We start from the raw sequence: 25,575 nt of genomic DNA, 5'->3' as shown, positions 1-25,575 counted from the left end.
CCGTCAGGCCGTGACTTCGGCGTCTTCGTCGGCTTCCTCGCCGGCGAGGTCGTCTTCCGTGATCCAGCCCGCCTGCAGGCGTGCGGCCAGCACCATCTGCTCAGCCTCGGCGCGGCTGACGCCGAACTCGCCCAGCACGCCGGCAAAGGTCTTGGTCTCGCCGTCCTTGCGCTCCTTCCAGCCGACGAGATCGTCGACCGCGTAGCCGGCGAAGTCCTCGATCGTCTTCACACCGTCCTTGCCGACTGCGACCATCATGGCCGTCGTCATGCCCGGCAGCTCGCGCAGCTCGTCGGCAACGCCGAGCTTGCGGCGCTCCTCGTCATGCTCGGCTTCGATGCGATCGAGATATTCGCGGGCGCGCGTCTGGATCTCGCTGGCGGTGTCCTCGTCGAAACCATCGATCGAGGAAATCTCGTCGGAGTCCACGTAGGCGACTTCCTCGACCGAGGTGAAGCCTTCGGAGGCGAGCACCTGGCCGACCATCTCGTCGACGTCGAGGGCTTCCATGAACAGCTTCGACCGCTCGACGAATTCCTTCTGGCGACGCTCGCTCTCCTCCTGCTCGGTCAGGATGTCGATGTCCCAGCCGGTGAGCTGCGAGGCGAGGCGGACGTTCTGACCGCGGCGGCCGATTGCCAGTGAGAGCTGGTCGTCAGGAACCACGACCTCGATGCGCTCCGCATCCTCGTCGAGCACCACCTTGGCGACTTCCGCCGGCTGCAGCGCGTTGACGATAAAGGAGGCTGCATCCTGCGACCACGGAATGATGTCGATCTTCTCGCCCTGCAGCTCGCCGACGACCGCCTGGACGCGGGAGCCGCGCATGCCGACGCAGGCGCCGACCGGATCGATGGACGAATCGCGCGAAATAACGGCGATCTTGGCGCGCGAGCCGGGGTCTCGGGCGACCGACTTGATCTCGATGATGCCGTCGTAGATCTCCGGCACTTCCATCGTGAACAGCTTGGCCATGAACTGCGGATGGGTACGCGACAGGAAGATCTGCGGACCGCGCTGCTCGCGGCGCACGTCGTAGACATAGGCGCGGACGCGGTCGCCATATTTGAAGTTCTCGCGCGGGATCAGCTCGTCGCGGCGGATGATCGCCTCGCCGCGGCCGAGGTCGACGATAACGTTGCCGTATTCGACGCGCTTGACGGTGCCGTTGACGATCTCGCCGATGCGGTCCTTGTATTCGTCGAACTGGCGGTCGCGCTCAGCCTCGCGCACCTTCTGCACGATCACCTGCTTGGCGGACTGGGCGGCGATGCGGCCGAAGTCCATCGGCGGCAGCTGCTCGGCGATGAAGTCGCCGACCTGGGCGTCCGGATTGCGAGCCCGCGCATCGCGCAGCGAGATATGCTTGGCGTAGTCCTCGACGTCCTCGACGACTTCCATCAGGCGCTGGAGCTTCATCTCGCCGGTGGCATGGTTGATGTCGGCGCGGATGTTCGTCTCCTGGCCGTAGCGGGACCGCGCCGCCTTCTGAATCGCGTCCGCCATCGCATCGATGACGATGTGCTTGTCGATCGACTTCTCGCGCGCGACCGCATCGGCGATCTGCAGAAGTTCGAGCCTGTTCGCACTGACTGCCATTGTGATCTCCCTCGCGGACTGGCCGCGGTTCATGAACTCAATTGTCCTCGGACGGCTCCTCGCCGTCCGGTTCGCTCTCGCCGCGCTTCTTGCGCGCCTGCTTCTTGGCCTGGTTGTCCTTCGACAGCGCGTCACGGATCAGGTCGTCCGTCAGGATCAACCGCGCATCCGAAATCGCCTCGAAGGGCACCCGCACGCTCGGCGTCTCGCCATAGCCGGGCGCGTCGCGATCAATGGTGACGCCGGTCTCGTCCACCGAAGCAATGCGGCCGCGGAAGCGCTTGCGGTCGGCGACCATCACCGAGGTCTCCATCTTCATCAGATGGCCCTGCCAGTTCGCGAAGTCCGACTTGCGAACCAGCGGACGGTCGATGCCGGGCGACGAGATCTCGAGGTGATACGCCTTCTCGACCGGATCCTCGACGTCGAGCGCCGGAGACACCGCGCGGCTGACCGTCTCGCAGTCCTCCACGGTCATCGTGCCATCCGGCCGCTCGGCCATGATTTGCAACGTCAGGCCGTTCTGCCCCGTGAGGCGGACGCGCACCAGCCGGTAGCCGATCGCGGTCAGCACCGGCTCGACGATCAGCGCGATGCGCGCATCGATGCCGCTCTCGCGGATGATGCGGTCGTCGCCTTCGATCGTTGCCGTGATTCCGTCCATCGTCGCTCCAGGTCGTATCCCGGCGCGGGTAACAAAAAAGAGCGGGACCGGGTGGACCCACTCTTCGTCATACCGACCAAGAATTTACGCACTAAATAGGCGATTTCGGAATTGGATGCAAGGGAAAGGCGGAAAACCGGCCCGCTACGGCAATCAATGCGCGCCACGCATGGCTGAAATGCGCGGCAGACCCTGCCTTATCACTCAGCAAACGCCTATATGCACGGCGTATCAATAGATAGACAGGTAGTTCCCATGACCCGTGGCATCTTCTCCGGAAGGCTGCTCGGCCTTCTCGACATTTTCGGCAGCGCCGTCACGGCCGCCAACGCGACAGCCAATCGTCGTGCACCTGATCCGCGCGACCTGCAGCGTCTCGGCATCGATCCGGAACGCTTCCGCGAGATCAACAGGTTCTGATCCGCCGCACAGGCGAATCCCGATCTTCTCAAGCCCCGCGCCCCATGCCGCGGGGCTTTTTGTGTCTTGGACCCTGTCCGTTTCCATGCACACCACGCATTGCTGCGCTGCACAATGATCTATTTCGCAGACGCGAGATCACCCCTATCTTCAATTGATCTCGAACGAACAGGTGTCATCATGACTCGTCGTAGTTTCGCCAGCACCCTTCGCGGCTTCATGGAAGTGACGGCCAGCGCGATCTCCGCATCCGCCGCGGTCGAAAGCGGCAAGCAGCCGAACGCCCAGGCGCTCCGGCGCCTCGGGATCGATCCGGAGCAGTTCGGCCGCATCATTCGCCGCTGATTGCCGACCAACAGGACTTCGGGCGTCTTAAGCCCTGACAAACGTCAGATAGGCCGGTGTCCGCCCCTCGCGGAGCGCCTTGGCTTCGTAGCGGGTTCCCGGCCAGCCTTCGTAGGGCACGCGCCAGTCGTCGGGCGTCTCGGCCCGCCAGGAAAATCCGCCCTGCCGCGCGACTTCCAGCAGTGTCCAGTTGACGTAGTGGTCGATGTCAGAGGCGAAGCGGAACAGGCCACCGGGCTTCAAAACCCTTGCGAAGCGGTCCAGGTTCGCCAAATTGACGAAGCGGCGCTTCCAGTGCCGCTTCTTCGGCCACGGATCGGGGTAGAACAGATCGATCCTGTCCAGTGAACCGTCGGGCAGCCAGTCAAGCAGCGCGGTCGCATCGTCATCGTAGAGGCGGATGTTCGGCCGCGCTTCGCGCTCCAGCATGCGCAGCAGACTCGCCATACCGTTGACGAAGGGTTCCACACCGATGAAGCCGGTCGCAGGCGCCGCTCCGGCCGCGTGATGCAGGTGCTCGCCGCCGCCGAAACCTATTTCCAGAACGATCCGCTCGACCGGAACCGGAAAGAGAGCGTGCAGGTCGTCGGGCGGCGCGGCCGACAGGTCGACCTTCAGCCGCGGCAGGACGTCGGCGAGGGCGACGGCCTGCATCGGGCGGATGGTCTTGCCGTGGCGGCGACCGAAGAACGCCTCCGCCGTGCGCGTGCGGCGTTCCTCGGACATGGCTCGATCAGGCCGCGATGGCTTCCTTGAGCCCCTTCACCAGATCGGTCTTCTCCCAGGAGAAGGAGCCGTCGCGACCGGCCTTGCGGCCGAAATGGCCGTAGGACGAGGTCTTGGCATAGATCGGCTTGTTGAGGTCGAGATGCTTGCGGATGCCGGTGGGCGACAGGTCCATCACCTTGCGGATCGCGGCCTCGACCTTGTCCTCGTCGACGCCCGGCTTCGCCGTGCCGTGCAGGTCGACATAGATCGACAGCGGCTGCGCCACGCCGATCGCGTAGGAGAGCTGGATCGTGCAGCGGTCGGCAAGCTTGGCGGCCACGACGTTCTTCGCGAGGTAGCGGGCTGCATAGGCAGCCGAGCGGTCGACCTTGGTCGTGTCCTTACCCGAGAAAGCGCCGCCGCCGTGCGGGGCCGCACCGCCATAGGTGTCGACGATGATCTTGCGGCCGGTGAGGCCGGCGTCGCCGTCCGGGCCGCCGATCACGAACTTGCCGGTAGGATTGATGTACCAGTTGCAGTCGTCGGCGATCTTCAAATCGCCCAGCGCCTGGCGGATGTAGGGTTCGACGACCTTGCGGACCTTCTTCGAATCCCACTTGTCATCGAGATGCTGGGTCGACAGCACGATCGAGGTCACCTCGGCGGCCTTGCCGTTCTCGTAACGGACGGTCACCTGGCTCTTGGCGTCGGGGCCGAGCTTGCCGGCATCGCCCTCGCCCTTGTGGCGGGCGGCCGCTAGCAGCTCGAGGATCTTGTGGCTGTAGTAGATCGGCGCCGGCATCAGGTCGGGCGTCTCGTTGCAGGCATAACCGAACATGATGCCCTGGTCGCCGGCCCCTTCCTCACCCTGCTTGTCGGCAGCGTTGTCGACGCCCTGCGCAATGTCGGCAGACTGGCCGTGCAGCAGCACATCGATCTTGGCCGTCTTCCAGTGGAAGCCGCTCTGTTCATAACCGATGTCGCGGATCGCCTTGCGCGCGACGGACTTGAATTTCGCCGGGTTGATGACCGGGAAATCGGCGGCATCGTGCATGATCGAGCCGTCCTTGTTCTTCTTCAGCAGCGAATTGGGCACGCGGACTTCCCCCGCGATCACGACACGATTGGTCGTTGCCAGCGTTTCGCAGGCGACGCGAACGTCCCACGGGTTCATTCCGGACTTTTTCGCTTCGCGGTAGACCAGATCCACGATCTCGTCCGAGATGCGGTCGCAGACCTTGTCGGGATGGCCTTCGGAAACGGATTCGCTTGTGAAGAGATAATTCAGGCGCGCCACGGGTGTCCCCTCTGGAAAGCAGGCACGGCAGGATCGCCAGCCCGATCGGCGATCCTGTTAGAAAAGCGGCAGGCGCGCGTCAAGACGGGCGCGACAGCGCACCGCTCTCGCACCTTCGATTGTTCCACGCCCTTGCCGGCCTGATGGCCCGCCAAGATCGGGTCTTGTTCCCGCAGCACTCAGTCTTCGTCGGAAGCAAGCGCCTTCACTAGGTCGATCACCTTGCGACGCACCTTGACGTCCGTGATCTTCACGAACGCCCGGTTGAGCTGGATGCCTTCGGCGCTGTTCAGGAAGTCCACAACATAGCTGGTGGACGAATCCTCGGCAAAGCCGGCAGGCCCACCCCCTTCCTGCCCCGGCGCATCCTCGAAGAAGAACGAGACCGGCACGCCGAGAATCGATGCGATCGCCTGGAGGCGGCTCGCGCCGACACGATTCGTGCCCTTCTCATATTTCTGAATCTGCTGAAAGGTTATGCCGAGGCTTTCGCCAAGCTTCTCCTGGCTCATTCCGAGCATGTTCCGGCGCAGCCGGATCCTGCTACCGACGTGTATATCGATCGGGTTTGGTTTCTTCTTGTTTTCTACCATTTTTTCCTCGCCGCTTTGCACGGCCGTATGGAGTTTTTTTTGCCAGTCTCCCTGCTCTTTCGGCACAAGGCCCCAATATTCACGGCCGAAAGAGCCAATCCACGACTGGCGGACTACTATGCTGACGCCCTTCAACACTTGTCAATTCGAGCGCACCCTCCCGACAAAATACATAACACACGCGGAGATTGCAAAAAAGGCAACAATTAGCAGACCGTTAACATTCGGCGAACCCAGCGGCGGCGGGCGCCTGGCGATCTCCAATTCAGCGTCGAGATTGCCTATGCCGTTCAGCGCATAGCCGTCGACGACCCGGCCGTCGGCCGCTACGACCGCCGAGATGCCGTTGTTGGCTGCGCGCAGAAGGGGCAGTCCCTGCTCCACCGCGCGCAGCCGCGCCTGGCGGAAATGCTGATACGGTCCGGGCGTGTCGCCGAACCAGGCGTCGTTGGTGACATTGAGAATGATGTCGGCGCCCGGAGTCGAATGAGCGACCTCGCCCGGGAATATCGCCTCGTAACAGATCAACGGCAGCGCGCGCAGTCCGCCAGGCAGATCGAGCAGCGACCGCGCCAGCCCTTGCGAGAAGCTCACCGGCGTCGCGACGATCTTCTTCATCCCGAGGCGCGTCAGAATGTCCTCGAAGGGCAGATACTCGCCGAAGGGCACGAGATGCACCTTGTCGAACGCGCCCACGATCTCGCCCCGGCTGTCGATCGCGACGATCGAATTGTAGTAGCGCGTCTCACCGTTGCCGCCCGCGCCGCCCTCGGAGCGGACCGCACCCGCGAGGAGGATCTGGCCGTCTTCCAGCGCGGCACCGAGCGCTGCAAGCGCGTCGGGGCGATCGGTGAAGAGGAACGGGACCGCGGTCTCGGGCCAGACGATCAGATCGGGGCGCTTCTGTCCGTCGGCAGGCGGCGCCGTGGTCATGTCGAGATAGGTCTTGAAGATCCGGTCGCGAACCGAGGTGTCCCATTTCTCGGACTGGTCGATGGACGGCTGGACGATGCGCAGCGAAATCTTCCTGCCGTCGGCGACCGGAGGCGGGCGAAGCAGCCCGAAGCCGACATGGACGATCACCAGCGCGAGAGCGAGGACCGCACCCGCGCGCAGGTGCCGCTTCGAGGCGAAGAGCGCCGGCATGGCGAAGACGAAGACCGCCAGCGCATTCATGCCGTAGAGCCCGACGACCGACGACGATTGCATGAGCACCGTATCCGGCATCGCCGCATAGCCGATCGCGTTCCATGGGAAACCGGTGAAGACGACTGCGCGCAGCCATTCCGCGATGCCGAAGCCGAAGGCGAGCGCAAAGATGCGGCCGAGCCCGTCAGACCAGAACAGCCGCGCCAGCGATGCGGCGAGGCCATAGAAGATTGCCAGCCCGGCCGGCAGGACAAGGATCGCAAGCGGAAGCGCCCAGGCGAAGCTCTCGGCCTCGACCAGAAGCGCGTTGCCCACCCACCACAGGCCGGCGAGGAAATAGCCGAAGCCGAACCACCAGCCGACAGAAAATGCCGGCTTGAGGCGGCCCAGAAGACCGACACGGCCCTCCGTCACCGCCCCGTCGATCAGCCAGACGAGAACCGGAAAGGACACGAGGCAGACGGCGAAGAAATCGAACGGTGCCTGCGACAGCGTCGCCAGCGCGCCGGCTGCGAATGCCAGGAGCGCGCGGCGCCATCCCCACAGCAGAATGACCTTGCCGGCCAGCCGCTCCATCCGTTCCCTTCGTCCCCGCGAATCGGTGCGCACGGTGTATCAGGCGGCCGGAGCGCTGCCAAACCGGCTCTCGCCCTCGCACAGATTGACTCGGCAGCCTGTCTTTACTAAAAGCGCGCGCACGCTCGGGCCGACCGTCCGGCGCAATTGTTGTTGCGCCCAGTGTCAGCCCGGCAAACGCTCCTGTTGAAAAGACAGATCCAAGAAGGGCCGCACGCCGCGGTATCAAATAAATGAAGCGCACCTATCAACCCTCCAAGCTCGTCCGCAAGCGCCGGCACGGATTCCGTGCCCGCATGGCCACCAAGGGCGGCCGCGCCGTCGTCGCAGCCCGTCGCAACCGCGGCCGCAAGCGGCTGTCGGCCTGATCCGGGGCCAGCGCCGGTGAATAACCGGCCTCCCGAGCGGCTGCGCAAACGCGCTGAGTTCCTGGCCGTCCGTGCGGGCGAGAAGCGCCGCGGGCGGCTTTTCCTCGTGGAAGCGCTGCGTCGCGGCGACGAAGGCGTGCCGCGTTTCGGCGTCACCGTCACGAAGAAGGTCGGCAACGCAGCTGTCCGAAACCGTATCCGGCGTCGGCTCAAGGAAGCCATGCGCGTCCATGCCGCTGATGACATGGCGGCAGGGAGCGACTATGTGATCGTCGCGCGGCGCGACGTGCTCACCGCGCCGTTCAGCACACTGAAGGCCGAGCTTGCCCGGCGCATCCGCGGAACCGACCGATGACCGACAACAACCGCAACCTGCTCATCACGATCATCCTTTCGGTCATCATCCTGACCGTCTGGCAGGTGTTCTTCATGCAGCCCCGCATCGAGGCGCAGCGCGAGGCCGCCCGGATCGAGCAGGAACGGATCGCCGCGCAGAACTCGCCGACCACAGAACAGCCCGGCCAGCCCGCGGGAGCCGGAATGCCCGTAACACCCCAGACGACGGTGCCCGGCCAGGCCTCCGCGCCAGTCGGGGCCAGCCGTGAAGCGACCGTCGCCGCCGGCAGCCGCGTGGCGATCGACACGCCGGCGCTGGCCGGTTCGATCAACCTCGCCGGCGCGCGCATCGACGACCTGAAGCTCAAGGCCTACCACACCGAGGTCGACAAGAGCTCGCCCAACATCGACCTGCTCAATCCCGCCTCCCTGCCCAACGGCCAGTATGCCGAGATCGGTTATGTGGCCGGCGCCGACGCCGGCGCGATGCCAGGCCCCGATACGGTGTGGACCGCCCCGGCCGGCGCGACGCTCACTCCGTCGACCCCGGTCACCCTGACCTACACCAACGACAAGGGCATAACCTTCACGCGCACCATCGCGGTGGACGCGAACTACATGTTCACGGTCAGCGACAAGGTGGAGAACTCCGGCGCGGCGGCCGTGTCGCTCCAGAACTACGGCCGCGTCACGCGCTTCGACAAGCCAGCGCATCCGAGCGTCTACGTCATCCATGAGGGCCTGATCGGCGTGACCGGTGAGGAAGGCCTCCAGGAGATCAGCTATTCCACCCTGGAAGAAGACAAGCGCGTCACCCCCGGCAAGTCGACTGATGGCTGGCTCGGCATCACCGACAAATACTGGGCTGTCGCGCTGGTCCCGTCGGGCGCCCAGCCCTTCCAGCCCAACTTCTCCTGGTTCGACGACGGCCGGGCCCGCTTCCAGGCCGACTACCTGACCGACCCGATCCAGCTCGCGCCGGGTGCCTCCGCCAATGTTGAGACCCTCGTCTTTGCCGGCGCCAAGGAAGTGAACAAGATCCAGGCCTATGAGACCGACCGGCAGATCCGGCAGTTCGACCTGATGATCGACTGGGGCTGGTTCTATTTCATCACCAAGCCGATGTTCTGGCTGATCGACCACCTCTACAAGCTGCTCGGCAATTTCGGCCTGGCGATCCTCGCCACCACGGTCATCGTCAAGGCGGTGTTCTTCCCGCTCGCCAACAAGAGCTACGCCTCGATGGCGAACATGAAGAAAGTGCAGCCGAAGATGCTGGAAATCCGCGAGAAATACGCGGACGACAAGATGAAGCAGCAGCAGGCGATGATGGAGCTCTACAAGACGGAGAAGATCAATCCGCTGGCCGGCTGCTGGCCGATCCTGATCCAGATTCCCGTGTTCTTCGCGCTCTACAAGGTGCTGTATGTGACGATCGAAATGCGGCATGCGCCGTTCTTCGGCTGGATCCAGGACCTCGCGGCGCCCGATCCGACCTCGATCTTCAACCTGTTCGGCCTGCTGCCCTTCGCGGTTCCCGCCTTCCTGCTGATCGGCGTATGGCCGATCATCATGGGCATCACGATGTTCCTGCAGATGCGCATGAACCCGACGCCGCCGGACCCGACCCAGGCGATGATCTTCACCTGGATGCCGGTCATCTTCACCTTCATGCTGGCCTCGTTCCCGGCTGGCCTCGTCATCTACTGGGCGTGGAACAACTTCCTGTCGATCGTCCAGCAGGGCGTGATCATGAAGCGTCAAGGCGCCAAGATCGAGCTCTGGGACAATCTCATCGGCATGTTCAAGAAGAAGCCCACGCCGGCGGAATAGCGACAAGCGCAGAGCCTCATAAGAAGCCCGCTTCGGCGGGCTTTTTTATGGGACTAAACCAAGCTTCGGCTTCGAAGTTGAAACCTTGTAGAGCAGAGCGACGTAGCTTCGGTATCGGCCGCCTGGGCGGGTTGGCGTTCTCTCCGGCGGCCGGGCCCGGGCTATCCGGTCAGGAGTCCGGGCGCCGCTTCGCTCAGGCGGTGCGGGCCAGCTTCCTGAACTTGCGCATCACCATGTCGCGCTTCAGCTTCGAGATATGGTCGATGAACAGCACACCGTTCAGATGGTCAATCTCGTGCTGCAGGCAGGTCGCCAACAGGCCGTCCGCGGCCAGTTCCTGCTGTTTGCCATCCTTGTCGAGATAGCGGACGGTCACGCTCGCCGGGCGCTCGACCTCGGCATAGTAGTCGGGGATCGAGAGGCAGCCTTCCTCGTGGATATTGCTGTCGTCGCCAGACGCCACGATCTCGGGATTGATGAAGATCTGCGGGGCAGGTGCCTCGCCTTCCTTGGCGAGGTCGATGACCACCAGCCGCAGTGGTTCGCCCACCTGGATCGCGGCAAGGCCGATGCCGGGGGCGTCGTACATCGTGTCCAGCATGTCGCCGGCAAACTTCAGAAGCGGCGCGTCGACACGCTCCACGGGCTTGGAAACCTGGCGCAGCAACGGATCGGGAAGGATGATTAGAGGCTTGACGGACATTCGGCTCACCTAAGACCTCGGCCCGGCAGCGTCAACATCGGCAAGATCTCCGTTCACGTTTTGATCTGACGCGGTCCGCCGAATCGCATAGACTTGTTGCATGAACGACCTCTCCACCCTGTTTGAACAGCCCGTGATGCAGCTTGGCGCATCGATCGTGACGCTCGGCCAGGCGCTGGCAGCGGCGGCTGTCGTCGCGCTGCTGCTCGTCGTGCTTCTCGGCGTGGCGTTGTGGCGCTCCGGCGCGGCACGGGCGGCGGCGGCCGCCGAAGCGGCGCAGCTTGCCCGCGAAGCGGAGATGCGGATGGCCGAGATCGCCCGCCAGCAACTCGAGATGCAGGGCCGGATGGGCCAGATGAACGAGGCGCTGAGCGCGCGCCAGGCCGAGCTCAACCAGTCGCTCGGCCAGCGCCTCGACGCCATGACGGGGAGGATCGGCCAGACCATGACCGAACAGACCCGTTCGACGCATGAAAGCCTGGCAAAGCTGCAGGAGCGGCTGGCGGTGATCGACACGGCGCAAGGCAACATCCAGTCGCTCGCCGGACAGGTCGTCCAGCTGCAGGCGATCCTGTCGAACAAGCAGACGCGCGGTGCGTTCGGCCAGTCGCGCATGGAGGCGATCGTGGCGGACGGTCTGCCGCACGGCGCCTATGAGTTCCAGGCGACGCTGTCGAACGGCAGCCGCCCCGACTGCATCATCAGGATGCCGAACGGCACGCCGCCGCTGGTGATCGACGCCAAGTTCCCGCTGGAGGCCTGGAACGCGATCCGCGCCGCCGAGGCGGCGGAGGGTTCGCCGGAAACTGCCAAGGCCGCCGCGCAGGCATTCCGGCGCGACGTCGAGGTGCATATCAAGGCGATCTCGGAGAAATACCTGCTGACCGGCGAGACGCAGGACACGGCGTTCATGTTCGTGCCCTCTGAGTCCATCTTCGCCGAGATCCACGAGAACTTCGAGGCGCTGGTCCAGCGCGCGCACCGTGCCCGCATCGTCATCGTCTCGCCCTCGCTGCTGATGCTGTCGATCCAGGTGATCCAGTCGGTGCTGAAGGACGCCCGCATGCGCGAGCAGGCGCACCTGATCCAAGGCGAGGTGGTGCGGCTGATGGAGGACCTGTCGCGCCTCGACGACCGCGTGCGCAAGCTGCAGGGGCATTTCGCACTGACGGCGAAGGACATCGACCAGATCGTTACCTCGGCCGACAAGCTCGCGAAGCGCGGCCAGAAGATCGAGGCGCTGGAGTTCGGCCAGGCTCCGGACAGTGCGGATTCGTCCCCTGCGGCGGAGCCCTCGGTGGGCACGCGCACCGGACAACTGCGGCTTCGTGTCGTCGACGGCGACGAATAGGCTGCGGCCCAGCGTTCGCGCTTGATTGCGCTGTGCTTTTCCATTCAGATGCGCTCAGTCGAACGCCCCGAAGGAGGATGACATGGCAAAGGGTGCGATGAGGCCCGGCAAGGAGGCTCGAAAACCCAAGAAGGACGCGAAGAAGCCGGTCGCGGCGCCGGCGCCGTTCGCCAAGGTCGAGCCGGCGCGGATCACCAAGCCGAAGAAGGACAAGTAGATTCCGGTCGCCGCCTTACAGGGCAAACGCCAAAAGGCGGGCCCGAGCACCTCGGGTCCGCCATGATGGCTGAACGGCTTACCGGCCGGACCTTGTCCGGCCTGGATCAGGCGGTCCGGCGGGTCCCGACGCGAGACTTCCGAGCGGCGTAGCGCGCATCGCGCCTTGCCTTCTTCTCGGCTTCCTCGGCGAGGTAGCGCGACAGACGCTCCTTTTCCTCGGCCTCGCGAGCCTCGGCCTCGATGCGCGCACGCTCCTCGGCCTCCTTGCGGGCGATTTCCGCAAGGCGCTCGCGTTCGGCGCGTTCCGCCGCTTCGCGGGCGAGCTTCTCCTGACGGAGCTTCTCTTTTTCTTTCTCGCGGATGGCGCGGGCGGCCAGAATGGCCTCGCGCTCCTGCTTGCGGGCGATCACTTCCGGATCGTCCTCCGAAGGACGCGACTTGAATCGTTCAAGCAACGCCTTCTTCGCTTCAACGGCGGCATTACGCCTCTCCGTGAAGTCCTTTTCCCTGTAAATTGCCACTGATGTCAGTCTCTCTTGCAGTCTGCGTCGATACTCATACGCGTGCGCCGCTTACATACGCGGGATCGCGTGAAGTTCAACCCGCTGCACAACGGATTTGACAGATTTTGTGCCAGCGCGACGTTTCTGCACCGTTATGCGGGCCTTTCCCTGCAAGGTGCGTTCACCGGACGGAGACTGGCGCCGCCCTCGCGCGAATCATATCTGCGGAACAGTCTGATTGAGGAGCGGCATATGGAACTCGGCCTTTACACCTTCGGCGACGTCGATCCCGCCCACGCCGGCACGGGGGCCGCGGGTGAGAAGCGCGTGCGAGAACTGATCGCGGAGATCGAGCTTGCCGATCAGGTTGGACTTGATGTCTTCGGGCTCGGCGAACATCACCGCCCCGACTACGTGGCCTCCGCGCCAGCGATGATCCTCGCCGCTGCCGCCTCGCGCACGCGGCGGATCAGGCTGACGAGCGCCGTCACCGTTCTGAGCTCCGATGATCCAGTGCGCGTGTTCCAGCAATATTCGACACTCGACCTGATCTCCGGCGGCCGGGCCGAGATCATGGCCGGACGCGGCTCCTTCATCGAGAGCTTCCCGCTCTTCGGCTACGACCTCAACGACTACGAGACGCTGTTCTCCGAAAAGCTGGAGCTGCTGGCGAAGCTGCGCGACGAAGTGCGCGTGTCCTGGCCGGGCGGCCGACACACGCCACAGATCGACGGCCTCGGCGTGTTCCCGCGTCCCGTGCAGGAGAAGCTGCCGCTCTGGATCGCCGTCGGCGGCACACCGCAATCGGTTGTGCGGGCGGCGACGCTCGGCCTGCCGATGGCGCTTGCGATCATCGGCGGGGAGCCGGCGAGGTTTCAGCCCTTCTTCAACCTCTACCGGCAAACCGCGCGAAAGGCCGGACACGATCCGGCCCATCTGGCAACAAGCCTCAATGTGCACGGCTTCGTCGGGGAGACGTCGGATCAGGCGGCGGACGACTTCTACCCCGCGCAGGCAGCTGTGATGAACAGGATCGGGCGCGAGCGCGGCTGGGGGCCGACCTCGAGGGCGCATTTCGATCAGGCGCGCGGCCCGGACGGCAATCTGTTCGTTGGCGATCCCGAGACGGTGGCGAATAAGATCGTGGCCATGCACCGCATCTTCGGCAACGATCGCTTCATGCTACAGATGGCGATCGGCCTCGTGCCACACGACAGGCTGATGAAGGCGATCGAGCTCTACGGCACAAAGGTCGCGCCACTGGTGCGCCAGCGGATCGGCGACAGCCAGGCCGCCTGATCGTCAGGCGGCCCTTCCGTCGTCACCTTTTCCTCAGCACTGGCCGGGGCGGATGCGACGGGCGCCTTCGGCGCGCGCCACGCATTCATTCGAGAAGGTCTGCTGCGACCCGCCGACCACACCGCAGACCGGCGCATATTCACGGGTGCAGACAGCCTGCCCCCCCACCAGGAGCACTGGCTCCCGGCTGGCCGATCGGAGAGGAGGCGCCGGGGCCGCCCTCGATCGTGCCGGGACGGCCGCCGCCGGGACCGCCCGGGACAGCGCCCGGCTGGCCGGGAGGCTGCATCTGACCACCGCCGCACTGGCCGTCGCGGATCACGCGGTAGCCGGCGGACGCGGCCTGGCAGTCATTGTCGAAGGCACGGCGGTCGCCTCCCCGCTGGGCGCAGACCGGCGCATAGATCATCGGGCAGGCCTGCGGACGATCGGGGCGGGGCGGACGCGGCGGGCGGGGCTCGTCAGGATAATCCGGCCGGTCGCGCCGGCACTGGCCATCGCGGATCACGTAGTAGCCGGCCCGGTCCGCCTCGCAATCGTTGGGGAAGGTGCGGCGGTCGTCGCCGCGGCGGGCGCACACCGGCGCATATTCGCGCGAGCAGTATTGCGGGCCCGGGCCGATAGGGCCCTCTTCCGCCACGCATGCGGCGAGCACCGCCAATGCAAGAACCGCCAGACTACGAACCAAGGCCGGGATGCGCATCTTCCGGTTCCTCCCATTGCATGAATCGTAGGCAGCCTACTCACGAACGCGTGATTCGTCTTTACAAAAGAACTCTTGCACCGCCGGGTTGCCGACCCGGGGGCGCCCTTCCTATATGCGCATGATGGCTCTCCTCTCCGTCCTCGACCTCGCTCCCGTCACCGAAGGCAACACTGTCTCGCAGTCGCTGGCCAACAGCCTCGACCTTGCGCGGCACGTCGAGAAGCTCGGCTACAACCGATACTGGCTCGCCGAGCACCACAACATGCCTGGCATCGCGAGTGCGGCGACGTCGGTGGTGATTGCCCACATCGCCGGCGGCACGTCGACCATACGCGTCGGGGCCGGCGGCGTGATGCTGCCCAACCATTCGCCGCTGGTGATCGCCGAGCAGTTCGGGACGCTGGCCGCGCTGCATCCCGGCCGAATCGACCTCGGCCTCGGCCGCGCGCCGGGAACCGACATGGCCACCGCACGGGCGCTCAGGCGCAACCTTGACGCGGGCGTGGACAATTTCCCGCAAGACGTGGTCGAGCTGATCAACTATTTCGCCCCCGAGGCGCAGAACCGCCATGTGCACGCCTATCCCGGCGAGGGCCAGGAGGTGCCGGTGTGGATCCTCGGATCGAGCACATACGGCGCCCAGCTTGCCGCCATGCTCGGCCTGCCCTACGCCTTCGCCTCCCACTTCGCGCCGGCCGAGCTCGACCGCGCGCTGGATGTCTACCGCGCCCGCTTCGAGCCGTCGCAGTTCCTCGAGAAGCCCTATGTGATGCTGGGCGTCAACATCACCGCCGCCGACACCGACGCCGAGGCGCGGCTGCTGTTCTCCTCCATGCAGCAGGCCTTTGTGGCAATCCGCACCAACACGCGCGGCAAGCTGAAGCCGCCGGTGGAAGGCTATTACGAAAGCCTCGAGCCGATGTCGCGCGCCATCCTCGACCAGACGTTGTCGCAGGCCATTGTCGGCTCGCCGGAGACGGTCGGCCGCGGCGTCGAGGCCTTCCTGCAGCGCACCGGCGCCGACGAGCTGATGGTTACCGCGCAGATCTTCGACCACGCCGCACGCAAAAGATCCTACGAGATCCTCGCCGACGTCCATCTCAGCCTCTCGAAGGCTGCCTGAACCCCGGCCTTCCGGCGTCCGACGCCGGAACTTTCCCGCATTCCCCGCATTGACGGCAAATCGCCGCCTGATAGGCAGGCACCAACTCTGCGCTTGGGGAGAGCGGAACCGTGAATGCCGGGCAACCAATCGATTCCGTCGAGGCCGACAAGGCAGTTCAGGAAAAATGGCCGAGCCTGCGTGGGCTCGTTCTCGGCATCTTCATCATCCTTCTCTTTTCGTCGCTCTATTTCGCGCGCGAGTTCTTCATGCCGGTGGTACTGGCGTTCCTGTTCGCGCTGACGCTGACGCCGATCGTCCGCTTCCTGCGCAAGCGGGGTATCCCCTCGCCGATCTCCGCCACCCTGCTCGTCTTCTTCACCGCCGGCAGCCTCGCGATCGCCGGTTACCTGCTCAGCGGCCCGGTGACGGACCTCGTCAATGAGGCGCCGCAAATCGGTTCCCAGATCAGGGAGCGGCTCAGCGAGCTGCGCGGCCCGATCGACCGGCTGCTGCGCATCTCGCGCGACATCGACGAAGCGACCGACAACGTGACCGCCGCGGACACCCAGCGCGTGGTGGTGCAGCAGCCCGGCATCATCTCACGCGCGGCAGGCAACCTCCTGAGTGCCGGCACAACGATTGCCATCACGCTGATGCTGACGGTGTTCCTGCTCGCGTCCGGAACACTGTTTTACGAAAAGATCGTGCAATCCTTCGGCACGCTCAGCGACAAGAAGCGCGCGCTGCGCATCGTCTACGACGTCGAGCGCGAGATCTCGCGCTACCTTCTGACGGTCGCCGTGATCAACTTCTGCCTCGGCGCGGCGATCGGGCTCGGGCTGTGGGCGATCGGCATGCCGATGCCTTTCGTGTGGGGGGCCGCGGCGGCACTTCTCAACTTCCTGCCCTATATCGGCGCCGCGATGACGATCATCGGCGTGTCAGCCGTGTCGCTCGTCTCCTTCGAGACGCTGACCATGGCGGCCATCCCGCCGGCCTTCGTGCTGATGTGCAACATCATAGAGGGCCAGATCGTAACCCCCGTCACCGTTGGCCGCAGGCTTGAGCTCAACGCGGTGGCGGTGTTCATCGCCGTTGCCTTCTGGTCGTGGCTGTGGGGCTTCATCGGCGCGCTGATCGCCGTGCCAATTCTCGTGATCATCAAGGTCTTTTGCGACCATTTCGACGAGTTGCGACCGATCGGCAATTTCCTCGCCGCGCATCAGGCGGTGGAGCCGCCCGAGCCTGCCGCGGAACCGGTCAGGGAACCGACTTGACCAGTGCCGGGCTCAGGAAGCAGGTCGGGGCCTGTCCGTTCTTCGCCTGCCATTCGCCGATCGAGCGGCGGGTCTTGTAGCCGGGCAGGCCGTCGGCCCCGCCGACGTCATAGCCCTTCGCCTCCAGGCCCTCCTGAAGGCGGGCGATGTCGGAGCGCAGCATGCCGCCGATCTTGCCCCAGGAGCCGGAGAAGGTGCGGTCACCGCCGGCGATGCGGTCCGCCGCATGACCGACGAAGAGTGCGTAGAGGTCGCTCTCGTTGTATTCCTTGAGCACGTAGAAGTTGGGCGTGACGATGAAGGCCGGACCGGAACGGCCGGCCGGCATCAGCAGGTAACCCTCGGCTTTCGCCTCGTGCGCGGGGAACGGCTTGCCCGAAACGCGGGTAATGCCCATCGACGCCCAGTCCGAGATGCGCTTGCCGCGATCCGGCCCTTCGAGCGCGCAGGACACGCTCTCCGGCACGATCACCTCGAACCCCCAGTCTCGGCCCGCCACCCAGCCGTAGTGCTTCAGGTAGTTGGCGATCGAGGCCAGCGTGTCAGGCGTCGAGGTCCAGATGTCGCGAATACCGTCGCCGTCGGCGTCGACCGCATGGTCGAGGAAGGAGGTCGGCAGGAACTGCGGCTGGCCCATTGCGCCCGCCCACGACGTCTTCATCATCGCCCGCGTCGCATAGCCCTTTTCGAGGATGGTCAGCGCCGCCAGCACCTCCTTGCGGAACATCTCCTTGCGCGTTGCGAGGAACGCCTTTGTGCCGAGCACCTCGAACGCGTCATAGGGGATCTTCGCCGCGCCAAAACCCGACTCGCGGCCCCAGATCGCCAGCACGACCTCGCCCGGCACGCCATAGCGCTTCTCGACAGCGGACAGCGTCTGCGACACCCGCCCCGCCCGCGCGCGGCCGCCCGACGTCACGGCGCCGATCGTCTTCTCGGCGAAATAGTTGCCGGGCGAGCCGAACTCCGCCTGATGCTGCTTCTTCTGCGGCTTCGGCTTCTCGCCGGGCATCACGAGGTCTGGCAGCTTGAGGTTGGGCGACACGCCGGCGAAGGCCGCATCGAAGGTCTTTCGCGAAACGCCCTGCGCCTTGGCCGCCGGCCAGAGATCGGCGTCGAGCCAGGTGCGGAATTGGTCGGAGACGGAGGCGGCGTAGGCCGGTGATGCTGCCGTCGTGATCGCAAGGGCAGCTCCGAAAAACAAAGCGCCGAGCGTCGATCTTTCCATTCCCACCCCTTCCCACGTATTCTAGCCGGTTGGACATGAGGTTCGGAGCACAATTATGGCGGATGACGCGCTGACGTGGCTGGAGGATTGGTATGCAAGCCAGTGCGATGGTCTGTGGGAGCATGGTTACGGCATCGAGATCGGAAATATCGACAATCCCGGCTGGACGCTGAAGATCGACCTCATTGGGACCAATCTTCAGAACACTCCATTTGAGGAAGCCCAGCATAACTTCGATGATGAGGTTTCCTGGTGGAAATGCTGGCGGGACGCAGGTGAGTTTCATGCCGTCTGCGGTGCTCGGAATCTCCGCTCGGTGATTGAGGTGTTCCGCGCCTGGGTGGAGACCAATCAGCCGAAATGACCTAGAACACCGTCCGTGACTTGAGCGCCGCCGCGAGCGTCCCCTCGTCGAGATAGTCGAGCTCGCCGCCGACCGGCACGCCGTGCGCCAGCCGCGTCACCTTCACGCCCATCCCCGCAAGCTGGTCGGTGATGTAGTGCGCCGTCGTCTGGCCTTCGATCGTGGCGTTGACGGCGATGATCACCTCGGCCACGCCGCCGGCCGCCACGCGCGAGACGAGCTTGGCGATGGTAAGATCATCCGGCCCGACGCCGTCCAGCGGCGACAGGGTGCCGCCCAGCACGTGGAAGCGCGCATTTTGCACGCCCGCCCGTTCCAGCGCCCACAGATCGGACACGTCCTCGACCACGACGATCGTGGAATCGTCGCGGCGCGGATCAGAGCAGATCATGCACGGATCCGACGTGTCGACATTGCCGCAGACCGAGCAGACGCGCACCTTGTCGACCGCGTCCGCCATCGCGTGCGCCAACGGGCCGAGAAGCTGCTCCTTCTTATTGATGAGATGCAAGGCGGCCCGGCGCGCCGAACGCGGCCCCAGCCCCGGCACCTTGGCCAGAAGCTGGATCAGACGCTCGATCTCGGGGCCCGCGATTCGCTTGGAGGACATGGGGCGAGACTTAACGCGGACGGCAAAAGATGCATAGTCGCCGCTCCCGAACGGAGGAGATGCGATGACGGCTCATGACATCTCGATCAGGCGCGCCACGCTCGCCGACCTCGACATGCTGTCGACGCTGATCACGGCGTCTTACGCGACGCTGGACGACGGTAGCTACGATCGCGCGCAACTGACGGCCGCAATGCCCTTCATGTCGAAGGCCAACCCCAAGCTGGTCGAGAGCGGCACCTATTACGTGGTGGAAGCGGACGGCATTCCCGCGGCCTGCGGCGGCTGGAGCCGGCCGGCGCCCTGGACCGGCGAGGTCGTCGATGGCGTCGGCCACATCCGGCACTTTGCGACTCATCCGGACTTCAAGCGCAGGGGCATCGCCGGGCGCCTGCTCGCCCACTGCCTCGCCGAAGCCCGTGCGCAAGGCATTACGCTGATGAAGAGCCAGGCCAGCCTACCCGGCGTGCCGTTCTACGAATCGTTCGGGTTCCGGCGGATCGGCGAAGTGATGACCAGCGTCGCGGGCCATCCCCTGCCCGCGATCGACATGGAGCTGCGGCTCGCCTGAGCCTTAGAACGGCAGCTTCATTCCCGGCGGGATCGGCAGGCCGGCGGTCAGTTCGCGTGTCTTTTCCTGCATGATCGCCTCGACCTTGGCCTTGGCGTCATTGTGGGCCGCGACGATCAGGTCCTCGAGGATCTCCGCCTCGTCGGGCTTCACCAGTGACGGGTCGATGCTGATCGATTTCATCTCGCCCTTGCCGGTCAGCGTGACGGTGACGAGGCCGCCGCCGGACTGGCCGGACGCCTCGACCTGGGTCAACTCCTCCTGCATGGCCTGGAATTTGGCCTGCATCTCCTTGGCCTTGCCCATCAGTCCGAGCAGGTCTTTCATCGCAGGGGATCCTTTCTCTCAGAAATCGTCGTCATCGGGGTCGATCGCGGGCTCGATGCCCGGATCGGGCACAAGCTCGGCCGGCGCGTCCGCGTCGTCGGTCGTGTCGGGTATCCGAACGTCGATGATCTTCGCGCCCGGGAATTTCGCCAGGATCGCCGCCACCGCGGGGTCGGACTTCGCGTCGGTGAACGCGGTCTCGCGCTTGTTGGCCTCTTGCTCGGCCAGCGTCGGTCCGCCGCCTTCGCGCGCGACACTCACCATCCAGCGCCGGCCGGTCCAGGCCTGCAACTTGGCGCCGATCTGGCCGGCGAGGTCGCGCGGCGCATCGTCGGTCAGGCCGATCTGCAGGTTGCCGGGCTCGATTCTCACAAGGCGAACGCAACGCTTGAGCAGCGCCTTGAAAGCGACCTCGCGGTTGGACGTCGCGAGGGCGGCAATGTCGGCCAGCGAGCGCACCGGCACCGCATCCTCCTCCACGACCGGAGCGGGTGCAGGTTGCATTGCCGGTGGTGCATCCTGGCGCTGCACCAGCCGCATCGTCTGCGCCCCGCCCTGCGCGCTCGGCATGCGGGCCTGTCCGATTGCGTTCGCGCCGGAACCGTTCGGCACCCCGCCCGAAGGACGTGGCGGCTGCGGAGTGCCGACCGGCAGAGTGTCGCCGTCCAGCATCTTTAGCGCCTCGTCCAGCGTCGGCAGGCTGGCGGCGTGTGCGATGCGGATCAGCACCATCTCGCCCGCCGAGACCGGCCGCGATGCACCCTGTACCTCCGGAATGCCCTTCAGCAGCATCTGCCAGGTACGCGACAGGACCTTGACCGAGAGCCTCTCGGCGAAGTCGGCGCCCCTGCGGCGCTCGTCCTCGGTCAGCGAGGCGTCGGTCGCAGCTTCCGGCACGAAGCGCAGGCGGGTCACGAGATGGTTGAACTCGGCGAGATCCGCCAGCACCACGGCAGGGTCGGCACCGGTGTCGTACTGGGCCCGGTATTCGGACAAAGCGGCCGCGATGTCGCCCTTCATCAAGTGCTCGAACAGGTCGATCACGCGGTTGCGGTCGGAAAGGCCGAGCATCGAGCGCACCGCCTCGGCGGTGACGTTCTCGCCGCCATGCGCGATCGCCTGGTCGAAGATCGACTGCGCGTCGCGCATCGAGCCTTCCGCGGCGCGGGCGATCATGGCGAGCGCGTCGTCCTCGGCATCCACGCCCTCCAGCCCGCCAATATGGGCGAGGTGGGACTTGATCAGGCTGGCGTCGATGCGGCGCAGGTCGAAGCGCTGGCAGCGCGACAGCACAGTGATCGGCACCTTTCGGATTTCCGTGGTCGCAAAGATGAACTTCACATGCGGCGGCGGCTCTTCCAGCGTCTTCAGCAGGCCGTTGAAGGCCTGCGTCGAGAGCATGTGCACCTCGTCGATGATATAGACCTTGTAGCGCGCGGAGACGGGCGCATAGCGCACCTGTTCGATGATCTCGCGGATGTCGTCGATGCCGGTGTGAGAGGCCGCGTCCATCTCGATCACGTCAACATGGCGGCCTTCAAGGATCGCCTGGCAGTGCTCGCCGACGGCATCCATGAGAATGGTCGGCTGGTCGATCTCGGGCGTCTTGTAATTCAGCGCGCGCGCCAGGATGCGGGCGGTCGTCGTCTTGCCCACGCCGCGGACGCCGGTCAGCATCCAGGCCTGCGCGATGCGGCCGGAGGAGAAGGCGTTGGTGAGCGTGCGGACCATCGGCTCCTGACCGATGAGGCCGGAGAAGTCGCGCGGGCGATATTTCCGTGCGAGAACACGGTAGGCGCCGCCTTTCGCATCGGTTCCGGCTGGGTTCATCCGCCTCGTCCGCTCCGTTCCGGTCCCTACCCGTCCAGTTCAACCCACCCGCCGCACGCCGTCAACGACCCTGTCGCGGGCCGCGCACATGCCGAAGCGGAAGGAAAGGCGGGAGGCTGGAACAATGACCCGTTCCTGGCTCGTTAGGGCTGCTTCCTTCCGGACCTGACCCGGTTGGCGAGTGGCTCGTCCACCACCAACCTCCCACCCTGCATATCGGCAATCGGCGCGCGAAATGCAAGGCGGGAATGGTCGAAGAGGCCAACGGGCGCGTCAGGCCGGGAAATCGGTGCCGATTCCCAGCTCCCGATATGCTTCGATCTCGGCCAGCCTGTTGCGAAGACTTGCCGTCACCACATCGAAACCGCCTCGGCCAAGCACAATATGCACGGGCGGATTTTCCATCTGGGTCAGCGTGATCATCGCTTCGCCCGCACGAACCGGATCGCCTGCCTGCTGACCGCTGTATCCGGAAACGTTCCTCATTCTCGTCCCGGCGGTCGACGCATAATCCTCGATCCGGTTCGGGGTCTGGATCATGGAGCGGCCCGCCCAGTCGGTCCGGAACGGCCCGGGCGCGACCGCCGTGACCTTGATGCCCAGCGGCGCGCCCTCCACGGCGAGCGACTTCGACAAGCCCTCCACCGCATGCTTGGTCGCGGCGTAGTAGCCCGAGCTCGGATTGCCGACATGGCCCGCCACCGAGGTGATGTTGATGATATGTCCGCTGCGCTGCGCCCGCATCACCGGCAAGACCGCGCGGGTCATGGCGAACAGACCGAAGACGTTGGCCTCGAACATGGCGCGGATTTCGGCATCCTCGCCTTCCTCGACAGTCGTCAGGTAGCCGTAGCCGGCATTGTTGACGAGCACGTCGATGCGGCCGAACCGTTCCTTCGCGGCCGCGACGGCCGCATCGATCTCATCCTGCTTCGTCACGTCGAGCGAAAGCGCCAGCACGTTCGGGGCTGCGAGATCGGCGAGGCTTTCCTTGCGGCGCGCCGTGGCGACGAGGTTCCAGCCGCGCGCGGCCACGAGTTTCGCGAGCTCGTGCCCGAGACCGGTCGAGCAACCGGTGATGAACCAGACAGGCGGGGAAGCCATCGGCGAGCTCCATGATCGTGCGGGAAATGGGCGGGCGGCTTACCGCTCCGCATGGTCTATCCAACACCCTGCTGGCGGGAACTGTCAACGAAAGGCCAATTTGACGAATTCGACCTTGAGACAGTTGCGGCGAACCAAGGTGCATCATAGCCTTTCGTCGAAGAGGAGAGGAACGCCGATGCTGCCTGGTCATCAGCCGGGATTCGAACTCGATCGCCGGCTGGACGCTGACAGCGTTCCGCTGATGTGGCTCGGCCTGTGCGAGCTTCGGCTGATGGATGACCGGCGGTGGCCCTGGCTGGTTCTCGTGCCGCAGCGCCCGCTCATCGCCGAGATGCACGATCTCACCCCGCTCGACCAGGCGATGCTGACCTTCGAGACCAATCTCGTCGCGCAGGCCCTCAAGACGGAGACGGCGTGCACCAAGATCAACACCGGCGCGCTCGGCAATGTGGTGCGCCAGTTGCACGTGCATGTCGTCGCCCGCAACATCGGCGATCCGGGCTGGCCCGGCCCGGTGTGGGGCTACGGCGTGCGCGAGCCCTACCGGACCGAAGACCGCCACGCCTTCGCCGAACGCATGCGCTCGGCGCTTTCCACCCAGACCTGACAGCAGAATATCATGATCTCCAGCCTTTTCGACGCGCCGGCGCGCGAGCCCAGCAAGATGGTCGGGTTTACCGGCAATCTGATCGACAGGCGCTCGGAGCAGCGGAGCGATGATTCGACCGCCCGTGCGCTCGAAGACCCTGCCGCACGGCTGATGCTCATCAAAGCCGGGCGTGTCTATCTCAAGGAGGGGCGCGAGGGTTTCGATCCGTGGTACCGTCCCTTCGCCGCCGCCTCGCTCGGCGCCGTCACCGATCAGGCAATCCTGCTCGGTTGGGATGCGAGAGGTCCGGCACTCGCCGCACCCGCGGGCTTAGAACCCGAGGAACTGCCGGACGGCGTGAAGGCGATCGACTTCCGTTCGGTGAACGTCCAGGGCCTGCTCGCCGAGGACGATCTCGGCGCTGTGGCCCAGGCCGGCGCCCTGCTCGCCTGGCACGGCACCCACCGTTTCTGCGGCCGCTGCGGCCATGAGACGGAAATTCGCGCCGGCGGCTACAAGAGGGTATGCGGCAACTGCAAGGCCGAGCATTTCCCGCGCACCGACCCTGTCGCGATCATGCTCGCGGTGACGCAGGAGCGCTGCCTGATGGGCCGCAGCCCGCATTTCCCGCCGGGCATGTACTCCTGCCTCGCGGGTTTCATCGAGCCGGGCGAGACGATCGAGGACGCCGTGCGCCGCGAGACCTTCGAGGAGGCGGGCATAAGGCTCGGCCGCGTCGCGTATCACGCCAGCCAGCCGTGGCCCTTCCCCTATTCGCTGATGATCGGCTGCTTCGGCGAGGCGCTGAACGAGGAGATCGTCGCCGACAAGACGGAGCTGGAAGATGTCCGCTGGTTCACGCGCGCGGAGGTGAACGAGATCATCGCCGGCCGATCGCCGGAAGGGATCAAGACCCCGCCCCGCTCGGCGATCGCGAACCTGCTGATCAGGACCTGGGCGGAAGGCGCGTAGCGGTCGGCAACATTTCTTGCCACGCACGGATTTTCCCGTGTGGCAAGGCCACGCTCAGTCCGCCACCTTCCACTCCTCGCGCGAGGGGCTGCGCGGGTAGACGCCGAGGATGCGCACCTCGCGCGAGAAGAACTTGAGTTCCTCCAGCGCGTTCTTCACGCCCGGATCTTCGGGATGGCCTTCGATGTCGGCGTAGAACAGCGTCGCCGTGAAAGCGCCGAGCTGGTAGCTTTCCAGCTTGGTGATGTTGACGCCGTTGGTCGCGAAGCCGCCCATCGCCTTGTAGAGGGCGGCCGGCACGTTGCGCACGCGGAACATGAACGTCGTCATCATCTGCGCGTCGGGCGTCGGGCGCTCCACCCATTCCTTGCTCTTCGTCAGCACAACGAAGCGGGTGACGTTGCTGGCAGCGTCCTCGACGTTCTCCTCGAGGATATCGAGCCCGTAGAGCTTGGCCGCCAGGCGCGGCGCGAGCGCCGCCATCGAGCGGTCCTGCACGTCGGCAATGAGGCGCGCCGCGCCCGCCGTGTCGCCGGCGATCACGCCTTTCCAGCCGTTCTTGCGGATGTATTTGCGGCACTGGCCGAGTGCATGGATGTGGCTGTGCACCGTCTTGATCTCCGAGCGCTGGACGCCCGGCAGGACCATGAGCTGGAAATGGATCGGCAGGAAATACTCGCCGACGATGTGCAGCTTCGATTCCGGCAGCAGGTGGTGGATGTCGGCGACCCGCCCCGCGATCGTGTTCTCGATCGGGATCATCGCCAAGTCCGCCTTACCCGACTCCACCGCGTTGAAGGCGTCTTCAAAGGTGGCGCAGGGCAGCGGCTCCATCGACGGAAACATCTCACGGGACGCCGTGTCGGAGTTCGCGCCTGGTTCCCCTTGGAAGGAGATGCGGTTTGTCTTCAGCGGCATGCGGTTCG

30 protein-coding genes and 1 other RNA gene are annotated in these 25,575 nt (G+C 65.3%); 14 read left to right on the top strand and 17 right to left on the bottom strand.

Annotated features, from left to right (window positions below; genetic code table 11):
• Window positions 1-3 precede the first annotated feature (3 nt).
• Both nusA and rimP read right to left on the bottom strand, forming a co-directional pair.
• The gene (gene nusA, locus LRS09_RS14285) at window positions 4-1,599 is read right to left on the bottom strand and encodes a transcription termination factor NusA (RefSeq protein WP_257807448.1); all 1,596 of its coding nucleotides are present in this window, start codon (window positions 1,597-1,599) and stop codon (window positions 4-6) included.
• A gap of 37 nt (window positions 1,600-1,636) precedes the next feature.
• The gene (gene rimP / locus LRS09_RS14280; RefSeq protein WP_257810195.1) at window positions 1,637-2,254 is read right to left on the bottom strand and encodes a ribosome maturation factor RimP; all 618 of its coding nucleotides are present in this window, start codon (window positions 2,252-2,254) and stop codon (window positions 1,637-1,639) included.
• A gap of 264 nt (window positions 2,255-2,518) precedes the next feature.
• On the opposite strand from rimP, the gene LRS09_RS14275 reads away from it, so the two are divergent.
• Window positions 2,519-2,683 (top strand): hypothetical protein, encoded by a 165-nt coding sequence (locus tag LRS09_RS14275; RefSeq protein ID WP_176247463.1) that lies wholly within the window; start codon window positions 2,519-2,521, stop codon window positions 2,681-2,683.
• Between the two features lie 114 nt (window positions 2,684-2,797).
• A complete protein-coding gene (locus tag LRS09_RS14270; protein WP_257807446.1) occupies window positions 2,798-3,028 on the top strand; it encodes a hypothetical protein in 231 nt (76 codons plus the stop codon).
• Window positions 3,029-3,055: 27 nt separating this feature from the next.
• Here LRS09_RS14270 and LRS09_RS14265 read toward each other — a convergent pair whose 3' ends face one another.
• The 4 genes from LRS09_RS14265 to lnt all read right to left on the bottom strand — a co-directional run bounded on the left by LRS09_RS14265 (window position 3,056) and on the right by lnt (window position 7,351).
• The gene (locus LRS09_RS14265) at window positions 3,056-3,754 is read right to left on the bottom strand and encodes a tRNA (guanosine(46)-N(7))-methyltransferase TrmB (protein WP_257807445.1); all 699 of its coding nucleotides are present in this window, start codon (window positions 3,752-3,754) and stop codon (window positions 3,056-3,058) included.
• Between the two features lie 7 nt (window positions 3,755-3,761).
• Window positions 3,762-5,033 carry a methionine adenosyltransferase gene (gene metK, locus LRS09_RS14260; protein WP_257807444.1) on the bottom strand — a complete coding sequence of 424 codons (1,272 nt, stop codon included), beginning with the start codon at window positions 5,031-5,033 and terminating at the stop codon, window positions 3,762-3,764.
• Window positions 5,034-5,212: 179 nt separating this feature from the next.
• Entirely contained in the window at window positions 5,213-5,626 is a 414-nt protein-coding gene (locus LRS09_RS14255; RefSeq protein WP_257810194.1) for a helix-turn-helix domain-containing protein, read from the bottom strand.
• Window positions 5,627-5,767: 141 nt separating this feature from the next.
• Window positions 5,768-7,351: an apolipoprotein N-acyltransferase gene (gene lnt, locus LRS09_RS14250; protein ID WP_257807442.1), complete on the bottom strand. Its 1,584-nt coding sequence runs from the start codon at window positions 7,349-7,351 to the stop codon at window positions 5,768-5,770.
• A gap of 233 nt (window positions 7,352-7,584) precedes the next feature.
• Here lnt and rpmH point away from each other — a divergent pair, with 233 nt between their 5' ends.
• Genes rpmH through yidC form a run of 3 tightly spaced genes read left to right on the top strand, consistent with a single transcriptional unit; the run spans window position 7,585 to window position 9,888 of the window.
• Entirely contained in the window at window positions 7,585-7,719 is a 135-nt protein-coding gene (gene rpmH, locus LRS09_RS14245; RefSeq protein WP_083867726.1) for a 50S ribosomal protein L34, read from the top strand.
• Window positions 7,720-7,735: 16 nt separating this feature from the next.
• Complete coding sequence (gene rnpA, locus LRS09_RS14240) at window positions 7,736-8,074, top strand: ribonuclease P protein component (RefSeq protein ID WP_257807440.1); 339 nt, start codon at window positions 7,736-7,738, stop codon at window positions 8,072-8,074.
• Complete coding sequence (yidC, locus tag LRS09_RS14235; protein WP_257807439.1) at window positions 8,071-9,888, top strand: membrane protein insertase YidC; 1,818 nt, start codon at window positions 8,071-8,073, stop codon at window positions 9,886-9,888. The genes rnpA and yidC overlap by 4 nt, the downstream gene beginning before the upstream one ends.
• A gap of 193 nt (window positions 9,889-10,081) precedes the next feature.
• Here yidC and def read toward each other — a convergent pair whose 3' ends face one another.
• Window positions 10,082-10,591, bottom strand: a complete 510-nt coding sequence (def, locus tag LRS09_RS14230; protein ID WP_257807438.1) for a peptide deformylase — start codon at window positions 10,589-10,591, stop codon at window positions 10,082-10,084.
• Between the two features lie 100 nt (window positions 10,592-10,691).
• Here def and LRS09_RS14225 point away from each other — a divergent pair, with 100 nt between their 5' ends.
• Both LRS09_RS14225 and LRS09_RS14220 read left to right on the top strand, forming a co-directional pair.
• Complete coding sequence (locus LRS09_RS14225) at window positions 10,692-11,942, top strand: DNA recombination protein RmuC (RefSeq protein ID WP_257807436.1); 1,251 nt, start codon at window positions 10,692-10,694, stop codon at window positions 11,940-11,942.
• Between the two features lie 82 nt (window positions 11,943-12,024).
• The gene (locus LRS09_RS14220; protein ID WP_257807434.1) at window positions 12,025-12,159 is read left to right on the top strand and encodes a hypothetical protein; all 135 of its coding nucleotides are present in this window, start codon (window positions 12,025-12,027) and stop codon (window positions 12,157-12,159) included.
• 106 nt (window positions 12,160-12,265) lie between these two features.
• Here the strand turns inward: LRS09_RS14220 and LRS09_RS14215 are convergent, their stop codons facing one another.
• Complete coding sequence (locus tag LRS09_RS14215; protein ID WP_257807433.1) at window positions 12,266-12,682, bottom strand: DUF6481 family protein; 417 nt, start codon at window positions 12,680-12,682, stop codon at window positions 12,266-12,268.
• A gap of 234 nt (window positions 12,683-12,916) precedes the next feature.
• Here LRS09_RS14215 and LRS09_RS14210 point away from each other — a divergent pair, with 234 nt between their 5' ends.
• Complete coding sequence (locus tag LRS09_RS14210) at window positions 12,917-13,963, top strand: LLM class flavin-dependent oxidoreductase (RefSeq protein WP_257807432.1); 1,047 nt, start codon at window positions 12,917-12,919, stop codon at window positions 13,961-13,963.
• 33 nt (window positions 13,964-13,996) lie between these two features.
• Here LRS09_RS14210 and LRS09_RS14205 read toward each other — a convergent pair whose 3' ends face one another.
• Together LRS09_RS14205 and LRS09_RS14200 are read right to left on the bottom strand one after the other, a co-directional pair.
• Window positions 13,997-14,131: a hypothetical protein gene (locus LRS09_RS14205; RefSeq protein ID WP_257807431.1), complete on the bottom strand. Its 135-nt coding sequence runs from the start codon at window positions 14,129-14,131 to the stop codon at window positions 13,997-13,999.
• A complete protein-coding gene (locus LRS09_RS14200; RefSeq protein ID WP_308240300.1) occupies window positions 14,103-14,651 on the bottom strand; it encodes a Kazal-type serine protease inhibitor in 549 nt (182 codons plus the stop codon). The genes LRS09_RS14205 and LRS09_RS14200 overlap by 29 nt, the downstream gene beginning before the upstream one ends.
• A gap of 139 nt (window positions 14,652-14,790) precedes the next feature.
• On the opposite strand from LRS09_RS14200, the gene LRS09_RS14195 reads away from it, so the two are divergent.
• Both LRS09_RS14195 and LRS09_RS14190 read left to right on the top strand, forming a co-directional pair.
• Window positions 14,791-15,792 (top strand): LLM class flavin-dependent oxidoreductase, encoded by a 1,002-nt coding sequence (locus tag LRS09_RS14195; protein ID WP_257810193.1) that lies wholly within the window; start codon window positions 14,791-14,793, stop codon window positions 15,790-15,792.
• 128 nt (window positions 15,793-15,920) lie between these two features.
• Entirely contained in the window at window positions 15,921-17,051 is a 1,131-nt protein-coding gene (locus LRS09_RS14190; protein WP_257810192.1) for an AI-2E family transporter, read from the top strand.
• On the opposite strand, the gene LRS09_RS14185 is transcribed toward LRS09_RS14190, so the two are convergent.
• Window positions 17,035-18,279 (bottom strand): lytic murein transglycosylase, encoded by a 1,245-nt coding sequence (locus LRS09_RS14185; protein WP_257807429.1) that lies wholly within the window; start codon window positions 18,277-18,279, stop codon window positions 17,035-17,037. The genes LRS09_RS14190 and LRS09_RS14185 overlap by 17 nt on opposite strands.
• A gap of 55 nt (window positions 18,280-18,334) precedes the next feature.
• Here LRS09_RS14185 and LRS09_RS14180 point away from each other — a divergent pair, with 55 nt between their 5' ends.
• Window positions 18,335-18,643 (top strand): immunity 53 family protein, encoded by a 309-nt coding sequence (locus tag LRS09_RS14180; RefSeq protein ID WP_257807428.1) that lies wholly within the window; start codon window positions 18,335-18,337, stop codon window positions 18,641-18,643.
• Window position 18,644: 1 nt separating this feature from the next.
• On the opposite strand, the gene recR is transcribed toward LRS09_RS14180, so the two are convergent.
• On the bottom strand, window positions 18,645-19,253 hold the full coding sequence (recR, locus tag LRS09_RS14175; RefSeq protein ID WP_257807427.1) for a recombination mediator RecR: 609 nt from the start codon (window positions 19,251-19,253) through the stop codon (window positions 18,645-18,647).
• A gap of 64 nt (window positions 19,254-19,317) precedes the next feature.
• Here recR and LRS09_RS14170 point away from each other — a divergent pair, with 64 nt between their 5' ends.
• On the top strand, window positions 19,318-19,824 hold the full coding sequence (locus LRS09_RS14170) for a GNAT family N-acetyltransferase (RefSeq protein WP_257807426.1): 507 nt from the start codon (window positions 19,318-19,320) through the stop codon (window positions 19,822-19,824).
• Between the two features lie 3 nt (window positions 19,825-19,827).
• On the opposite strand, the gene LRS09_RS14165 is transcribed toward LRS09_RS14170, so the two are convergent.
• The 4 genes from LRS09_RS14165 to LRS09_RS14150 form a co-directional block, all read right to left on the bottom strand.
• Entirely contained in the window at window positions 19,828-20,151 is a 324-nt protein-coding gene (locus LRS09_RS14165) for a YbaB/EbfC family nucleoid-associated protein (protein ID WP_257807424.1), read from the bottom strand.
• 18 nt (window positions 20,152-20,169) lie between these two features.
• The gene (locus LRS09_RS14160; RefSeq protein WP_257807423.1) at window positions 20,170-21,981 is read right to left on the bottom strand and encodes a DNA polymerase III subunit gamma/tau; all 1,812 of its coding nucleotides are present in this window, start codon (window positions 21,979-21,981) and stop codon (window positions 20,170-20,172) included.
• Between the two features lie 108 nt (window positions 21,982-22,089).
• An RNA gene (gene ffs / locus LRS09_RS14155) (signal recognition particle sRNA small type) lies at window positions 22,090-22,186 on the bottom strand.
• Window positions 22,187-22,254: 68 nt separating this feature from the next.
• Window positions 22,255-23,085: an oxidoreductase gene (locus tag LRS09_RS14150; RefSeq protein WP_257807422.1), complete on the bottom strand. Its 831-nt coding sequence runs from the start codon at window positions 23,083-23,085 to the stop codon at window positions 22,255-22,257.
• Window positions 23,086-23,263: 178 nt separating this feature from the next.
• Between LRS09_RS14150 and LRS09_RS14145 the strand changes: the two genes are divergently transcribed.
• Both LRS09_RS14145 and nudC read left to right on the top strand, forming a co-directional pair.
• The gene (locus LRS09_RS14145; protein ID WP_257807421.1) at window positions 23,264-23,695 is read left to right on the top strand and encodes an HIT domain-containing protein; all 432 of its coding nucleotides are present in this window, start codon (window positions 23,264-23,266) and stop codon (window positions 23,693-23,695) included.
• 12 nt (window positions 23,696-23,707) lie between these two features.
• Entirely contained in the window at window positions 23,708-24,649 is a 942-nt protein-coding gene (nudC, locus tag LRS09_RS14140) for an NAD(+) diphosphatase (protein WP_257807420.1), read from the top strand.
• Window positions 24,650-24,703: 54 nt separating this feature from the next.
• Here nudC and LRS09_RS14135 read toward each other — a convergent pair whose 3' ends face one another.
• Window positions 24,704-25,567, bottom strand: coding sequence for a prephenate dehydratase (locus LRS09_RS14135; protein WP_257807419.1), 864 nt, complete (start codon window positions 25,565-25,567; stop codon window positions 24,704-24,706).
• Window positions 25,568-25,575 lie beyond the last annotated feature (8 nt).

Source organism: Mesorhizobium sp. J428 (assembly GCF_024699925.1).
GTDB lineage: Bacteria > Pseudomonadota > Alphaproteobacteria > Rhizobiales > Rhizobiaceae > Mesorhizobium_A.
This window is presented reverse-complemented; position numbering and strand designations above follow the sequence as displayed.

Coding starts and splice junctions, on each gene's coding strand:
- nusA (WP_257807448.1), bottom strand. CDS start 1,599: ATGGCAGTCAGTGCGAACAGGCTCGAACTTCTGCAGATCGCCGATGCG.
- LRS09_RS14275 (WP_176247463.1), top strand. CDS start 2,519: ATGACCCGTGGCATCTTCTCCGGAAGGCTGCTCGGCCTTCTCGACATT.
- LRS09_RS14270 (WP_257807446.1), top strand. CDS start 2,798: ATGATCTATTTCGCAGACGCGAGATCACCCCTATCTTCAATTGATCTC.
- LRS09_RS14265 (WP_257807445.1), bottom strand. CDS start 3,754: ATGTCCGAGGAACGCCGCACGCGCACGGCGGAGGCGTTCTTCGGTCGC.
- LRS09_RS14255 (WP_257810194.1), bottom strand. CDS start 5,626: ATGGTAGAAAACAAGAAGAAACCAAACCCGATCGATATACACGTCGGT.
- lnt (WP_257807442.1), bottom strand. CDS start 7,351: ATGGAGCGGCTGGCCGGCAAGGTCATTCTGCTGTGGGGATGGCGCCGC.
- rpmH (WP_083867726.1), top strand. CDS start 7,585: ATGAAGCGCACCTATCAACCCTCCAAGCTCGTCCGCAAGCGCCGGCAC.
- yidC (WP_257807439.1), top strand. CDS start 8,071: ATGACCGACAACAACCGCAACCTGCTCATCACGATCATCCTTTCGGTC.
- def (WP_257807438.1), bottom strand. CDS start 10,591: ATGTCCGTCAAGCCTCTAATCATCCTTCCCGATCCGTTGCTGCGCCAG.
- LRS09_RS14225 (WP_257807436.1), top strand. CDS start 10,692: ATGAACGACCTCTCCACCCTGTTTGAACAGCCCGTGATGCAGCTTGGC.
- LRS09_RS14220 (WP_257807434.1), top strand. CDS start 12,025: ATGGCAAAGGGTGCGATGAGGCCCGGCAAGGAGGCTCGAAAACCCAAG.
- LRS09_RS14210 (WP_257807432.1), top strand. CDS start 12,917: ATGGAACTCGGCCTTTACACCTTCGGCGACGTCGATCCCGCCCACGCC.
- LRS09_RS14195 (WP_257810193.1), top strand. CDS start 14,791: ATGGCTCTCCTCTCCGTCCTCGACCTCGCTCCCGTCACCGAAGGCAAC.
- LRS09_RS14185 (WP_257807429.1), bottom strand. CDS start 18,279: ATGGAAAGATCGACGCTCGGCGCTTTGTTTTTCGGAGCTGCCCTTGCG.
- LRS09_RS14180 (WP_257807428.1), top strand. CDS start 18,335: ATGGCGGATGACGCGCTGACGTGGCTGGAGGATTGGTATGCAAGCCAG.
- recR (WP_257807427.1), bottom strand. CDS start 19,253: ATGTCCTCCAAGCGAATCGCGGGCCCCGAGATCGAGCGTCTGATCCAG.
- LRS09_RS14170 (WP_257807426.1), top strand. CDS start 19,318: ATGACGGCTCATGACATCTCGATCAGGCGCGCCACGCTCGCCGACCTC.
- LRS09_RS14165 (WP_257807424.1), bottom strand. CDS start 20,151: ATGAAAGACCTGCTCGGACTGATGGGCAAGGCCAAGGAGATGCAGGCC.
- LRS09_RS14160 (WP_257807423.1), bottom strand. CDS start 21,981: ATGAACCCAGCCGGAACCGATGCGAAAGGCGGCGCCTACCGTGTTCTC.
- LRS09_RS14150 (WP_257807422.1), bottom strand. CDS start 23,085: ATGGCTTCCCCGCCTGTCTGGTTCATCACCGGTTGCTCGACCGGTCTC.
- LRS09_RS14145 (WP_257807421.1), top strand. CDS start 23,264: ATGCTGCCTGGTCATCAGCCGGGATTCGAACTCGATCGCCGGCTGGAC.
- nudC (WP_257807420.1), top strand. CDS start 23,708: ATGATCTCCAGCCTTTTCGACGCGCCGGCGCGCGAGCCCAGCAAGATG.
- LRS09_RS14135 (WP_257807419.1), bottom strand. CDS start 25,567: ATGCCGCTGAAGACAAACCGCATCTCCTTCCAAGGGGAACCAGGCGCG.